The sequence below is a fragment of the Sphingobacterium lactis genome (assembly GCF_011046555.1).
Classification (GTDB): domain Bacteria; phylum Bacteroidota; class Bacteroidia; order Sphingobacteriales; family Sphingobacteriaceae; genus Sphingobacterium; species Sphingobacterium lactis.
On sequence record NZ_CP049246.1, the window covers coordinates 3,019,241 to 3,033,225 of the forward strand.

11 protein-coding genes and 1 pseudogene are annotated in these 13,985 nt (G+C 40.4%); 10 read left to right on the forward strand and 2 right to left on the reverse strand.

Annotated elements, in window-relative coordinates; all coding sequences use genetic code 11:
* Window positions 1–46: 46 nt before the first annotated feature.
* From G6N79_RS17765 to G6N79_RS13235, 6 genes and pseudogenes are all read left to right on the forward strand, one after another.
* Window positions 47–154, forward strand: a pseudogene (locus G6N79_RS17765) (hypothetical protein); the annotation flags it as partial.
* Window positions 155–482: 328 nt separating this feature from the next.
* A complete protein-coding gene (locus tag G6N79_RS17645; protein WP_234993154.1) occupies window positions 483–833 on the forward strand; it encodes a hypothetical protein in 351 nt (116 codons plus the stop codon).
* 258 nt (window positions 834–1,091) lie between these two features.
* Window positions 1,092–1,313, forward strand: coding sequence for a helix-turn-helix transcriptional regulator (locus G6N79_RS13220; protein WP_103905282.1), 222 nt, complete (start codon window positions 1,092–1,094; stop codon window positions 1,311–1,313).
* 49 nt (window positions 1,314–1,362) lie between these two features.
* On the forward strand, window positions 1,363–3,348 hold the full coding sequence (locus G6N79_RS13225; protein WP_103905281.1) for a DNA methyltransferase: 1,986 nt from the start codon (window positions 1,363–1,365) through the stop codon (window positions 3,346–3,348).
* Between the two features lie 4 nt (window positions 3,349–3,352).
* Entirely contained in the window at window positions 3,353–5,905 is a 2,553-nt protein-coding gene (locus tag G6N79_RS13230) for a DEAD/DEAH box helicase family protein (RefSeq protein WP_103905280.1), read from the forward strand.
* Between the two features lie 167 nt (window positions 5,906–6,072).
* Complete coding sequence (locus G6N79_RS13235; RefSeq protein ID WP_160003630.1) at window positions 6,073–7,362, forward strand: putative phage abortive infection protein; 1,290 nt, start codon at window positions 6,073–6,075, stop codon at window positions 7,360–7,362.
* A 172-nt stretch (window positions 7,363–7,534) separates the two neighbouring features.
* Here the strand turns inward: G6N79_RS13235 and G6N79_RS13240 are convergent, their stop codons facing one another.
* On the reverse strand, window positions 7,535–8,236 hold the full coding sequence (locus tag G6N79_RS13240) for a hypothetical protein (RefSeq protein WP_103905278.1): 702 nt from the start codon (window positions 8,234–8,236) through the stop codon (window positions 7,535–7,537).
* A 206-nt stretch (window positions 8,237–8,442) separates the two neighbouring features.
* Here G6N79_RS13240 and G6N79_RS17715 point away from each other — a divergent pair, with 206 nt between their 5' ends.
* Window positions 8,443–8,574 carry a hypothetical protein gene (locus G6N79_RS17715; protein ID WP_262508091.1) on the forward strand — a complete coding sequence of 44 codons (132 nt, stop codon included), beginning with the start codon at window positions 8,443–8,445 and terminating at the stop codon, window positions 8,572–8,574.
* Window positions 8,575–8,619: 45 nt separating this feature from the next.
* Here the strand turns inward: G6N79_RS17715 and G6N79_RS13245 are convergent, their stop codons facing one another.
* Entirely contained in the window at window positions 8,620–9,090 is a 471-nt protein-coding gene (locus tag G6N79_RS13245) for a DinB family protein (RefSeq protein WP_103905277.1), read from the reverse strand.
* Between the two features lie 562 nt (window positions 9,091–9,652).
* Between G6N79_RS13245 and G6N79_RS13250 the strand changes: the two genes are divergently transcribed.
* The 3 genes from G6N79_RS13250 (at window position 9,653) to G6N79_RS13260 (ending at window position 13,974) form a co-directional block, all read left to right on the forward strand.
* Entirely contained in the window at window positions 9,653–10,702 is a 1,050-nt protein-coding gene (locus tag G6N79_RS13250) for a M48 family metalloprotease (protein WP_103905276.1), read from the forward strand.
* A 1,334-nt stretch (window positions 10,703–12,036) separates the two neighbouring features.
* Complete coding sequence (locus G6N79_RS13255; protein WP_103905274.1) at window positions 12,037–12,234, forward strand: hypothetical protein; 198 nt, start codon at window positions 12,037–12,039, stop codon at window positions 12,232–12,234.
* A 24-nt stretch (window positions 12,235–12,258) separates the two neighbouring features.
* Window positions 12,259–13,974, forward strand: a complete 1,716-nt coding sequence (locus tag G6N79_RS13260) for an FISUMP domain-containing protein (protein WP_103905273.1) — start codon at window positions 12,259–12,261, stop codon at window positions 13,972–13,974.
* Window positions 13,975–13,985: the final 11 nt, after the last annotated feature.

A 13,985-nucleotide genomic window follows, 5' to 3' on the forward strand; every position in this document is an offset into this window, starting at 1 on the left:
ATCACGGAAGTTTATCATATAGGCAAACCAGAAATTATATGTACACATCCATCTTCTATTGACGCGTATAGGATTTAAAGAGGGAAAGGCTTACGTCGTTTCTGATTCCAACAATTACAAGCGCAGCGAGGCGCTGTGTAGGCGGCTTGAACAAAAATACGGATTGACTGCTGTACGGTCATCCGATGAAACTCAGGAGCGTGCGCCTAACAAGGATGAATTGGAGATGGTGCAACGAACAGGAAAGCCTTCGGACAGGATGCTGATACAAGAGCGTGTAAAGTTTGCCATGACCAAATCCAACTCAATAGAAAGTTTTATAAAAAACTGTCAGGAGCAAGGAGTTTACTTGCTTTTTAACCAATCAAAAACAACAGGAAGGGTCTCCGGAATCACCTACGTTTCAGAAAACGGTTTCCTAGCGAAGGGGCAGAAGCTTGGGAATATGTATAAATGGAAAAACGTACAAAATATATTAGGATATGAACAAAGCGCAAATAGCAAAGCAATTAGCGAAGCAAACGTTAGAACAAGAGCACGATTTGCGGGCATCCTTCTTAAAGGAGACGAGCGCCATCAAGAAAGGAATAGTGACAGTGGGACAGACCCAAAATGTCATTATACAGAATCAACAAGTCATTCACGAGGCGATCAAGGCACTGGTAGAGGTGGGAACGAACCTGAATCAAGCGGAGATCCTTCAGGAACTTTCAGAAACGAAGAAAGAGTATCAGAAAATGAAAAGGCTGATCGTGATCTGTTTTCTATCGGTGTTGGTGCCACTATTAGCAGTATTAGCGGCTCTATTGGTGGTGCATCTGCTAACGACTTAGACGATGACGAACTAAAGAGAAAAAGACGACGGCGGAAGCGGTAGTTCTTAAATTTTATGCCATACCCAATATGCATCCACGACTATACAAATACATAAAAATATAATTGTATAATTATATAAATGTATATAACAGAGGGTTTTAATTTGGAGGTGTATGCCGGGCTGTTGTGATTGCGCCAAGGTCTTTACTATTCCCGGGTTTAAGTAGGCTTCCAAGAAGATAAAATACTGAATTTAGTTACTATATTTACACCAAATGCAGATTATTATCCCTAAAAAGTCGATAAATAAAATAAAGGTCGCACTTGTAGAGCAAGGAAAGACGAACAAATGGCTCGCTGAGCAACTTCATAAAAACGAGACGACTGTTTCACGTTGGTGTACGAATGAAGTTCAGCCAAGCCTCGAAACCCTCGTACAAATATCTGATTTATTGAATGTCGACGTAAGGGAACTATTGACTTCGACGCGAAAATAGTAAAATGCATTATAAGAAGATATATCGTTAATTGATTGCAGAACTATAAATGAAACTATACACAACCTTAGAACAGCAGCTAAAAAAAGAGCCCAACTTCGTGACAGATAGCGGTGAACTAAAGAAATGGGTGGTGCTGAACAAAGCTCAAAATTTCGATGAAGAACTGATCGGGCTGTTGCTTGACGACGACGAACTGAAAGAGAAATTTTTTCTAGACCTGAAAGGTGCTTTGGTTTTTAAACAAAATTTCTTTATGCAGTTTTTAGAACAGAAGAACTATCTGAATGAGAGTTATACTGTGTATAAAAACAAGGTGGGACTAAGCATTGATGGGAGATATCTGAAGCAACGAAATGAAGTTTCTTTGGTTTGGCCCTTTAAAGACTGTATCCTAGAGGGTGGGCAAAGCCGTGAAGAAGACAAAAGGGAAGAAATTTTCTTTAATGAAATTCTAGCACAAGACGAGATTACTCAGCTGTTGGAGCCAAAGGTGTTGACCAACTGTAAATATATTGATAAAAATGGCGTAAAACGTTTTGACGGATTTAGTAGAAACGAAAATGCCATAATAACCGACAACCTTCTTATTAAAGGTAACAACTTATTGGCATTGCACTCTTTAAAAGAGGAGTTCAAGGGAAAAGTTAAGCTTATCTATATAGATCCACCTTATAATACAGGGAACGACAGCTTTCAATATAACGACACCTTTAATCACTCGACTTGGCTTACGTTTATGAAAAACCGCCTTGAAGTAGCATATGAGCTTCTTAGTACTGACGGGTCAATATTTATATCAATCGACGAGGGTGAATTAGGGTATCTACAAATATTATTAAACGAAGTTTTCGGAGAGGAGAACCAAGTCAATCTTATCACTATTAAAAGGGGTTCCGTGACAGGGCACAAGGCAATTAATCCTGGTGTAGTAAATATTACAGAGTATGTCATTGTATTCTGTAAGAATAGAGCAAGCTGGAAGCCGAATAGAGTGCATCAAAAACGGGAAAGAAATGAACGATATAATACGTTCATTCTAAATAGAGATCAAGAGATAAGTGCATGGAAATTTTGTTCCCTCTTAGATGCCTTTTCCGATTACAAGGAGATTCCAAAAACTAAACTGAAACGGCAATTAGGCAACACCTTTGAAAAGGAGATATATGATTTCGTTAAGAAAAATGCTGACGCAGTTGTCCAAATAGCATATCCTGATGCTGATAAAGTGAGCAAAGAAGTCCAAGAGCTTATTAAAGAGTCAAAGAAGTCTCCCAAGCAGGTATTTCACCACCAGAGGGTGTATGAATCAGATATTTATTTAATTAATGGCCAACGTTTACTATTCTATTCAGATAGGCTAATGGAGATCGATGGTGAATTAGTTACAGGTGAGCCTTTAGGCGATTATTGGGGAGACGTACTGCCAAATGATCTTCATAATGAAGGTGGAGTGAAATTGAAGAAGGGAAAGAAGCCAGAAAAGCTTATCAAGCGAATCTTAGAAATCGGGTCGAATGAAAATGATGTGGTTTTGGACTTTCATTTAGGTAGTGGTACCACTTCTGCGGTTGCACTTAAAATGAACCGTCAGTTTATAGGTATTGAGCAGCTTGATTATGGAGAGAATGACTCTTTTAACCGACTGGTGAACACTATCAATGGCGAAAAGTCTGGCATAAGCAAAGCCGTGAATTGGAAGGGTGGCGGCTCATTTGTTTATTTTGAACTTAAGAAATATAATGAAACCTTCATTGAGCAAATTCAAGCAGCCGAAGATTCTGAGACGCTTCTGAAAATTTGGGAGCAAATGAAATCCAAAAGTTTCCTCAATTATAACGTAGATATTAAAAAAAGTGATCAACATCTTGATGAGTTCAAATCCTTAACCTTTATCGATCAGCAAAGTCATCTTTGCGAACTGCTGGACAAGAACCAGCTGTATGTTAATATCTCGTCGCTAAGCGATTCCGAATTTTCTTGCACCGAAGAGGATAAGAAAGTAACCGTAGATTTCTACCAACTAAATAAATAGACATATGGCGTTTTTATATGATACGTTATTACAGGAATTTGGTAAAAGAGCTATTGCGCAAGTTACCGTTCCTAGCCATGTCACCGACAATCTCATGTCTGGATTTGCTCAAAGGCCTTATCAAATCGAGGCTTTTCAGCGTTTTATTCTTTGCGAGTCAGAAGATTTTGAGGGTAAGCCAAAAAGACCTGTCCACCTTCTTTATAATATGGCAACAGGAAGCGGGAAGACCTTGATAATGGCAGGTCTGATGTTACACCTTTACTCTAAAGGTTATCGAAATTTTCTATTTTTCGTAAATAGTAACAATATCATCCAGAAGACGCGAGACAATTTTCTGAATCCAAATGCTTCGAAATATTTGTTCAATAGTAAAATTGTAATTGGTGCAAAACACGTTTTAATTAAAGAGGTTGATAATTTCGATGAAGCGGATGATCGAAATATAAACGTCAAGTTTACCACCATTCAACAGCTTCATATAGACTTGAGCAATACGAAAGAGAACAGTGTAACCTTTGAAGATTTTGAGGAAAAAAAGTTGGTTTTACTTGCCGACGAAGCTCATCATTTGGTAGCAGGAACTAAATCTGGGAAGTTGTTTGGAAGTTGGGAAGATACAGTGAAGAAAATACACGATGCCAATCTGGAAAATATCTTATTAGAGTTTACCGCAACAATTGATACCAATACCGCAACCTTGGTAAATCATTACCAAGACAAGGTACTTTTTAAATACAACCTTGCCGAGTTTCGTAATGACAAATATTCTAAAGAAATCAACCTTATCCGTTCTCTTTTTGATGAACAGGACAGGACAATCCAAGCACTGATTTTAAATCTTTATCGTCAGGAACTCGCAACTCTTAACAATATCAATTTGAAACCCGTAATTCTCTTCAAAGCGAAAGCAACTATCAAGGAATCGGAACGGAATAAAGAGAATTTTCACAAATTGATCGATAATTTTTCGGCTGGGTTAGTTGAAAAAGTTCGGAAGACTTCTACCGTTCCAGTTGTTCAGAAAGCTTTCCGATTTTTTGAAGCAAACGAAATATCAGCTGATGTTATTGCGAAACGCATTCAGGCGAACTTCAAATTTGAAAATTGCTTAAGTGCCAACAATGATGCAGAAGCGGAGCAGAATCAGATATTGTTAAACACGTTGGAAGATGAAAATAACCCAATTCGGGCGGTATTCGCCGTGCAAAAATTGAATGAAGGTTGGGATGTTTTGAACTTGTTCGATATTGTTCGCCTTTATGAGGGCAGAGACGGTAAAGAAGGTAAGCCAGGAAAAGCTACTCTTGCTGAAGCGCAGTTAATTGGTCGAGGTGCAAGGTACTATCCGTTTTCTTTAGATGAAGGACAGGATAGGTTTACCCGAAAATTTGATGAAGATATTTCAAACGACTTGAAAGTCTTGGAAGAATTGTATTATCACACTAAAGAAGACAGTCGGTACATTTCAGAATTGAAGAAAGCCCTGGTTGATTCTGGTATTTATGAGGATGATGAAAATTTGGTATCCAAGCAACTTACATTGAAACTAGACTTTAAGGCTACTGGTTTTTATCGTGATGGACAAGTTTTCTTCAATAAGAAAGTTCCTAAAAGTTTTGACAACATAAAATCATTTGCAGATTTGGGTGTCAAGAAAACGAACTACTTACATGTATTGTCTTCAGGAGTAGGAAGGATGTCCAGTGCATTTTTTGAAATGGAACTGACTCGGTCTAATGATGAGATAATCAAAACTAGGGACGTGAAACTGACGGAAATCCCGAGCAATATAATTCGTTTTGCTTTAAGCCAAAACCCGTTTTTTTATTTTGACAGTCTGACTCGTTATTTTCCAGGCATTAGTTCGCTTGGGACATTTGTTGAAAGCACCAATTACTTAGGAGCTTTGCAAATAACGTTTAGTGGAACAGCCAGTCGCCTAGAAGAGATTAATCATCTTGACTATCTTCAAGCTATGAATGCACTTTTGCAAAGCATTGAATCTGATATAAAGAGCAATTCTACGGAATATGAAGGTTCGGACTTTATTAAGAAGCCAGTCCATGAAGTTTTCAGGGACAAAGAAATTAAGGTATACAAAGGTAGCGAACGAGCTGACGGGCAGGAGGCCTTAGTAGCTCAAGAGCCTTGGTATGTTTACAATGCGAATTATGGAACAAGTGAAGAAAAAAAATTTGTTGAACTATTCTCCAGACGCTTTAACAGTCTCAATCAAAAGTTTGAAAATATTTACTTAATAAGAAACGAGAGAGAAGTGAAAATTTTCGACAAACTCGGCCGAGCTTTCGAGCCTGACTTTCTGCTGTTCTGCAAACAACGTAAAAAAGAACATATTACTTTCCAAGTTTTTATTGAGCCCAAAGGAACTCATCTGGTAGGCCACGATAAATGGAAGGAAGACTTTTTGAGAGAGGTGAGTGAGGAAAAGAAGACTATCAAAATCAATATGGACACTTATTTAATAACCGCTGTTCCATTCTACAACTACAGCAACGAAAATGTTTTTAGTACATCCCTGGACGACGTATTATAAAGTTGATTAGTTTGCAGTAAAAACGTTAGCGACGATTTTTAGTCGAAATTTTCCAATGATGGAGGTGCGTTTTACCGCTATACATGGAGTATAAAGAGTCAATGAGGAAATCGTATTTTAACTGATAGATACGTTCCCATGCAAAAAGAGTAATGATATATAATCCGATGGAAAAGAACCTTAAAAGATCGTTGGTATACCTTGTTTTTTTAACACTAATTGTAACAGTTGTATTTGTAATCATCGTTTGTATTAATTTTTCAATATTCGAGAAAATAGATTGGGCAGCGACTGGCCAAGTAGGTGATTTTTTTGGCGGTGTAATCGGGACGTTAGTGGGTGCAATCGGTTTTATACTTATCTATTTGAGTTTCGTTTCTCAAACCAATTCTCAAAAAGAGCAGGAGAAACAATTTCTGAAATCGCAGATTGAGAGCAGATTTTTTGAGTTAATTAAGCTGCATAAGGAGAACGTAAACGATATTATTTATAGTCCAAAAAAAACAACGGAAATACGGGGCAGGAAGGCAGTTGATTTTATTTATCAGCAAATAGAGCAGTGTTACGGTGAAATAGGTGTGTTTTTTGAGTTCGAGACTCCTGAAAGAATTTATACCAGCAAGTATTTGGAAAAAATTCGATGTTATCAAAAAGAAAGGTCAGGTATCTGTTTGTTGAACTTAGCTCAAATTGATATTGCATATTCTATTGTGTTTTTCGGTACCTCCCATACGGATTTGCAAGCGTTATACAGGCTGTTGTCAAGATATTATGATGAAGCGTTTATAAAGTTAATCTGTAGATATGTTAGATTAAAGCCCCTTTCCGAAGATTTAATGGCAAAATGGCGAATTATAGAAGAAAGAAATCTAACTGTTTTAGAGATTAAAGATGCGTTTGAAAAGCTAGACGAGAGAACTGCAAAAGAATCGTTGACTCTAGAAGAAATATCGGGTTATGAAGACCATTATATAGTTGCATTTAGAGATTTGGCGAAAATTGAAAAGCTCAATAAATACTATGGCGGACATCAATATAAATTGGGGCACTATTTTCGACACCTATTTCAAACAGTAAAATACATTGACGAGAAAACAATACTGAAATACGGCGAAAAATATGATTACATAAAAACCCTTAGAGCACAATTATCAACAATAGAGCAGTATATAGTTTTTTTTAATAGCCTTTCGTTTATGGGTAGAGCTTGGGAGTTTGATAATATTGTAGATAATACTTCTAATAAGCATAGAAATAAGTGGTTAATTACTAAATATAATTTTTTAAAGAATATCCCAGATTTGTATCCATTTGAAGGTGTTTTAGAAATAAATAAATATTATCCCGATGTGCATTTTGAATTTGGCGACAAACCAAGTACTAGAGCTAGTTTAGAAGAAGTATTTACTGCGACAGATAACTTACAAGATCAATACTGCTGTAGAGAAAAGGAATAGATTGGTATTCATTTAAAGATTGTATCTTATTTGTACCTCTCGTATTATAACAGTCTGTAAATAAGCTTAAATCATTTTTTGTATCGTAAAGCAACTACATTAAAAATATCCCACAAAAAAGCCCAACAAAACGTCAGGCTTTATTTAAATCAATAATTTATCCCACTCTCCCCTATCTCAAACTAATTTGTCCTACATCCAGCAAATTAACCTTATTATAATTCATGCTTTTAAATTCAAACTGCGGTTGAAAAGGTGAAATATGGTCATCATCCTTATAGATCCGGGATGTATTCTTAGGCATCATGATATTATCTCCATCATCGCCAAACTTATCCGTTAACACGAAACCGTATTGAAAATCCACAATACCGTCATTTGAGATTTCGCCGGTCACAACGGAAACGGTTTTGTAATCGACACCTGAACTAGTCCCTGATAACTCTGCATATAGCGTGAATTTATTGTCTGTTCCGGAAAGAAATGTAGCCAAACCTTTTGCGCTATCGGCACCCGATGATTTAAAGTCCATTTTAGCCTTATTTCCCTTTTGGTCATAGACATTGAACAAATAATCGCTTACGACTTGTCCCATCTCATACGGATCATTCTCACCAAATCTGCTGGTCAATTTCATCGGTGTTACTAAAAAAATCTTATTGAGCATAGGCGGGTTATTTCCCCTATTGATTTTCATTCCTCTTTTTTCCAGATCCAGCAGCAAATCATTGGAGATGATCTTCGTAATTTCCGGATCCAAGTAATCTTTATCGGTTTCCGAATCCCCATCCTTACTACAGGAGGTAAAGGAAACAAATGAAATTAAGGACAGGACCAAGATTAGCAGTACGTGTGTATTTTTAAGTTTCACCATGTTTATTGTAATTTTTAATAGTTTGTGAAATACAAAGTACCTGATTCATTTTCAGAATTATAATACCCGAAAACAGGTCTTTTCACTTCCTATACGCGTAATGGTGACCTTAAAAATTGTTTTCCAGTGGAATCCGCTTTGTTTTTTTTGGATGAATTGCTGAAAAATTCATAAATTGTATCAACAATCCATTAAAACCAATTACCATGGACAAAGCAATGGCATTCATCCTTCAGAACAAAACGCTGGTCATCGCGATTTTGATGATCCTTTCTGTTTTTGCGATTTACCAGTTCGGCTATATCGTTGGCAAGTTTGTCTACCTCATCACCCATTAGATTCTATTTCATTCCCAATCTACCCTATCCAATCACCGGATCTCCCTATTTCTGCAGTAGTTTCAGGTAACTGAATATGATTCCACTATGTTCCGCTTCATGAAAGATGGCGGCCTGCAGTGCCTGTAAATGGTTGCTGATATGGATTCCGATCGGCAGGCTGAAAGGTTTGTATCGAACAAATACCCCAGATTTCAGATCTTCGCGAAGCTGCTCCACGGTGAAGAGCAATGCATGTTTCACTTCATGCACATCGGGGCGGGTTATCCAGGAGCCTGGGGAAGTTCCGATTTTGAATGTTTCCATAAATTCCTGGGATATGTGCATGGGCAAACCACTGCGCATGTACATGTGCCGCTGCTGGGAGGTGATGCAATGGCCAATTTGCCAGATGATATTGTTGTTGAAATTTTCCGGAATGGTAAACAGGAGTTCATGGTTGACGGTATCAATCAATTGGGATAACCGGAGTCGGCTAGCGCGCAGAATTTCTACTTCAAACAGGTCGTGATTCATAGCAAGCACGTTTTAATTGGTTTAGTAAAGGTATTTATCCGTAGGGAGATCAGCAATAGTTCCGCATACTTTCGTACAGGAAAAAGCCACCTCAATCCTACTCCATATTGACTTGGAATAGCACCTGAACTATCGTTTTACCTACAATTTCGCCAGGTTACAAAAAATAAAATACCCGATAATTGCCGCCATAATGAATACGATTATGAGGCATATGGCTACTATCCTATTTTCCTTTTGCATCCCCTGAATTTAATAAACTTCGGTTAAACATCCAATTTTCGGTCCCCTCACCCATTGGCTTGATTCCCTCATTAAACCGTATGTTCCACTAATTCTCGATGAATCCTTCTCCGTTCCTGCCCATCTTTACGAATCACAAAAACTAACATCATGGCAAAGACACAGCAGACCATATCGGAGAAGACAGTCTCCTCCGGCATGCAAAAAATCAGGGGCAGATGTAGTCTATCTATACGGTTTCCCGTTAAAAACCTCCAAAATATCTTATATCTTCGTATTAAATTATAGAAACAAACCAAACTTCAATCTATTAACTACTATGAAATTAAACAGAAAGATTACTTTCAGTATCATCCTCTTTGCAACCACAACGCTAAATTCCTGTCAAACCAGCAATGGAAATAGTGGAGACAATACAGTAACACAAACAGAAGTTGAGACTACAAGCAATTTATTGAAAGGTTGTGGGTTCAATTCATTTGTTGAAGTGGAGAATAGTTTTCTGCCTGCAGAAGAATATGTTCAACAGATTGTCCGAAATATTGTTAAATTCGCTGGTTTACCCTCCAATTTCAGTGTTTACCAAAGTGAAAATATGAACAATGCGTTCGCGGCATTTGATGGTGTGAACCGATTAATTGTTTATGATCCAAAGTTATTTCGAAACGTTGAAGTTGGTTCTTCAACCTATTGGTCATCTGTATCAATAATTGCACATGAGATCGGTCATCATTTAAGTGGTCACACCTTTGAACAGGTTGGTGACAATCATGGAGTGGAATTACAGGCAGACAAATTTTCAGGGCACATCTTATATAAAATGGGTGCTTCAGTAGAACAGGCCATAGCAGCAATTAAATTCTTAGGATCGGTTCATGATTCTCAATCACACCCTAATAAGGATCGACGCATAAAAGCTATTATGGAAGGTTGGAATGAGGCACAGTCCCAACGCTATAATGGGGCTATTCCTGCCACTCCATCAGATAATTATTTTATTAATGAAGTGTATACGCAAAATATGTTATTAAATTCTGAACATTTTGAATATGTTGAATACCGGGAATATGGTGAAAACGATCCTTTTGAATTCGGAGTAATTACTGAGGTTGATAATGATTATTCTGAATTTAAAATTCGATTATTAAAGGATAACACGTCCTTCTATGAAGAAGATTTGACAGTATTTGTAGATGCGAATGATGGGTCAGAAATGTGCAATGCTTGTTGGCGCAATTTTCAATCGCTCTTAGTACCTGGCAGACGATTAAAATTAAAAGTTTTAGAAGGTTTACCAGGTGGAGGAACTTCAGGAATTGGCATGTTTTATTTAATTCATGCTGAACAGGTTAAAAATCCAACATTTTAAGTATAACAAATACAGCCATCCAGGCATTTAACAACCATGCAACCCCAGCGGGGTGTCACTATTTTAGCTCATGTTGCCGGGATACGAATTAACCCCAGAGGGGTGTAACTATTAGTTTATGCCTTAGGCACAAGAGATTCCCCCACGAGCCAACCGCACAACTCTTGCGCCAGCAGGTTTTGGCTTGGAGAAATGGGTGATAAAGGGGGAGAAAATGGAAGCGCTTCGCGCTTCCATTTTCTCCCCCTTTATCACTTAAACGCCCCTAAGCGCATGCTAGCGCAAGAGTTGTGCGAGGGGATTGTGCGGTGGATCTCTTGTGCTAAAAACATGCGTCAGCACCCCAAATCGTATTTGCATTTCATACAGCTGTCCAGGAATTTAATACGCCATGCAACCCCGAAGGAGTGCAAATATTTCAACAACACTGCTATACATCGTCAAGCCCCAACGCCCACATTTATGGTTTTGCTAAAGCAAACCATAAATGTGGGCGTTGGGGCTCTTTTAATCTTCGTGGCGTGAGCTAAAATAGTGACACCCCTGACGGGGTTGCAAAGTCGGCTAACCGGCAAGATGGCAAAATATGCCTTAGGCACAAGAGATCCCCCCACGAACCAACCGCACAACTCTTGCGCCAGCGGGTTTTGGCTTGAGAAATGGGTGATATAGGGGGGGAGAAAAGGGAAGCGCTTCGCGCTTCCCTTTTCTCCCCCCTATATCACTTAAACGCCATAAAAAGCACGCTAGCGCAAGAGTTGTGTGTGGGAATTGTGCGGTGGATCTCTTGTGCTAAAACATGCGTCAGCACCCCAAATCATATTTGCATTTCAAACAACCATCCAGGAATTTAATTCCCATGCAACCCCAGAGGAGTGCAAATATTTCAACAACACTGCTATACATCGTCAAGCCCCAACGCCCACATTTATGGTTTTGCTAAAGCAAACCATAAATGTGGGCGTTGGGGCTCTTTTAATCTTCGTGGCGTGAGCTAAAATAGTGACACCCCTGACGGGGTTGCAAAGTCGGCTAACCTGCAAGATGGCTAAACATGCCTTGGGCACAAGAGATCCCCCCACGAACCAACCGCACAACTCTTGCGCCAGCTTATCCCCTCTGTTACATTCTCCAACCCACACCACCTCAAAAATTACCCTTAAACCATTTTAATTACATATTAAATAATATTTATAACATTTGATTTATTTTACCCCTTAAACATGCCTATATTTGCCGAAAATTCAATGGCAAACCCATTATTAATTCGATTTGGTTAATTTTTTAATGATCTAAAAAAATTAACCAATCACCATAAAAAAGCACAATTCTCCATGAACGATAACATAGCCATCCGGTCTCAATCCGAACGTAAAAAGAAATACATTCCACCCTTGCTCCGTATGATTATCCTGGAGCTTGAAGATGGTATTGCTGCTGGATCGGCGCTGGTGCGTCCTGGTTATGAAAGCAGCATCATCGAGGAGGAATGGGAAACGGGAAATGATATCGAAGGGGAATTCGCTTGGTAGTCAGTACATCAAATCCAAACCATTATGTTACGTTTCAGCAACCTCAGTCCAACTTTCTACTCCCTTATTATTGTCCTATTTTGCTGTTCGGTTATTTCGTGTAAGGACACCGGACGCGAAGGAACAAAAAAAGGCGAAGCCTTGGTGATGGTTCGCCTGTCGGAGGCCGTCTATGCCGATGAAGGCATGCTGGGTCAGCGGTCGAGTTCACCGATCGACCCCGGTGCAGCGCGGCAGACCATTACACTCAATTCGGATTACCTTTTGCAGGCATCGCTGATTCCCATTGGGTCTATTGCCTCCAAGGGACAACCCATCAGCGCCGGCAATCCCCTGCGTGCTGCCGTGGTCAAGACGCCATTGACGCCCAATATCCGCTACAAACTGGTCGTATTCAAAAGCAATGGCGAATATGTGGCTGAACGGGATTATGTGTACACGCAAGAATCGCATACGCCGGAACTGCTCTTGGATGGTGGCACGGCCTATACCTTTATCGCCTATTCCATCAACAGCACCACGGCACTGCCGAATCTTTCCTATCGGGATGGGACCAAAAGAACGCTGGACGAGGCCATCGTTTCAACCGCTGGGTCCGAATTGGAACTGATGTACTTCCGGAAAGACATGACCGTTACGGGGAATAACCCGAACCACTTGGCGATCATCCTCCGGCACAGGGTCAGCGAGATCACCACGACCATCGATGCACAGCAGACGGGCTACAACATCACGACGCTTTTGGCCAGCCTGACGCCCCATTATCCGACGGCAAGCATGAACCTTGCCGATGGCACGATCGTGCACTCGGGCACTCCCGAAGAGCTGGACCTGACCTTCAGTGGGCTGCCGGCCATGGTTGCCACTGCGGCGCCAGTGCTTTTCAATACGGATGGCAGCAGTGCCAGCCTCACCTTGGGCAGCATCGACATCACCCACATCGCCATGAGCAATGTGAAGGCGCTGTCCGGTATGCATGTGCTCCCCGGGTTTCGGTACAACCTGAAATTGACGATCGTGCCGAACGATGGCTACCTCTCTCATGCGGATCTGCCGGCCGTGCGCATTGGCGGACAGATCTGGATGCGCCATAATGTGGGCGCGATTGCGGAAAATCCTGAACAAATCCCCATTACTTCCGAACAACATGGCAATTACCACCAATGGGGCCGGATGGTTTCCTTTGGTGATGGCACCTCGAATATTCCGGCGCGCAGTCTACGCATCCAGCCACCGCCTCCCAACTGGTCGGGCATCGCCTTCAATGTCAAGAATGCGTGGAATACAGGTACGGATACCGAACCGGAGAAGAATACCGACAATGACCCTTGCCCGACGGGCTATCGTGTCCCTACAAAAATTGAAATGAAGGAGTTATTGACCAATGTGCTGATCACCAATACCGGAACTTGGACGGAAGGTGCCTCCAATTACGACAGTGGCAAGGTGTTCACGAGCAAGCGCAAGAGCAGTGTCACCATGGTCTTTCCGGCGCAAGGGATGTACAATTCCGGCGGTACTACTACCGATGGTACCAACGCCATGAATGCCTATATCTTTGCGGGCCTGTCCAGCCGAGGATCAAACGGCCTCTATTGGCTCAGCAATTTCCGCAGCTCCAATACGGTCTCTCGCCTGAGCTTGGTCCGGGATGGAAATTTCATCGTCGATAAGGTGCCCAATAATTCCAATACCACCATCAGCTATGTCGTTCGCTGCATCGCCGAGAATCAACCTTAAAATCACCTGAC

What these genes read in the sequence shown, in the direction of transcription:
- G6N79_RS13230 (WP_103905280.1), top strand. Translation starts at nt 3,353, where the DNA reads ATGGCGTTTTTATATGATACGTTATTACAGGAATTTGGTAAAAGAGCT.
- G6N79_RS13245 (WP_103905277.1), bottom strand. Translation starts at nt 9,090, where the DNA reads ATGAATCACGACCTGTTTGAAGTAGAAATTCTGCGCGCTAGCCGACTC.
- G6N79_RS13250 (WP_103905276.1), top strand. Translation starts at nt 9,653, where the DNA reads ATGAAATTAAACAGAAAGATTACTTTCAGTATCATCCTCTTTGCAACC.
- G6N79_RS13225 (WP_103905281.1), top strand. Translation starts at nt 1,363, where the DNA reads ATGAAACTATACACAACCTTAGAACAGCAGCTAAAAAAAGAGCCCAAC.
- G6N79_RS17715 (WP_262508091.1), top strand. Translation starts at nt 8,443, where the DNA reads ATGGACAAAGCAATGGCATTCATCCTTCAGAACAAAACGCTGGTCATC.
- G6N79_RS13260 (WP_103905273.1), top strand. Translation starts at nt 12,259, where the DNA reads ATGTTACGTTTCAGCAACCTCAGTCCAACTTTCTACTCCCTTATTATT.
- G6N79_RS13220 (WP_103905282.1), top strand. Translation starts at nt 1,092, where the DNA reads ATGCAGATTATTATCCCTAAAAAGTCGATAAATAAAATAAAGGTCGCA.
- G6N79_RS13255 (WP_103905274.1), top strand. Translation starts at nt 12,037, where the DNA reads ATGAACGATAACATAGCCATCCGGTCTCAATCCGAACGTAAAAAGAAA.
- G6N79_RS13240 (WP_103905278.1), bottom strand. Translation starts at nt 8,236, where the DNA reads ATGGTGAAACTTAAAAATACACACGTACTGCTAATCTTGGTCCTGTCC.
- G6N79_RS17645 (WP_234993154.1), top strand. Translation starts at nt 483, where the DNA reads ATGAACAAAGCGCAAATAGCAAAGCAATTAGCGAAGCAAACGTTAGAA.
- G6N79_RS13235 (WP_160003630.1), top strand. Translation starts at nt 6,073, where the DNA reads ATGGAAAAGAACCTTAAAAGATCGTTGGTATACCTTGTTTTTTTAACA.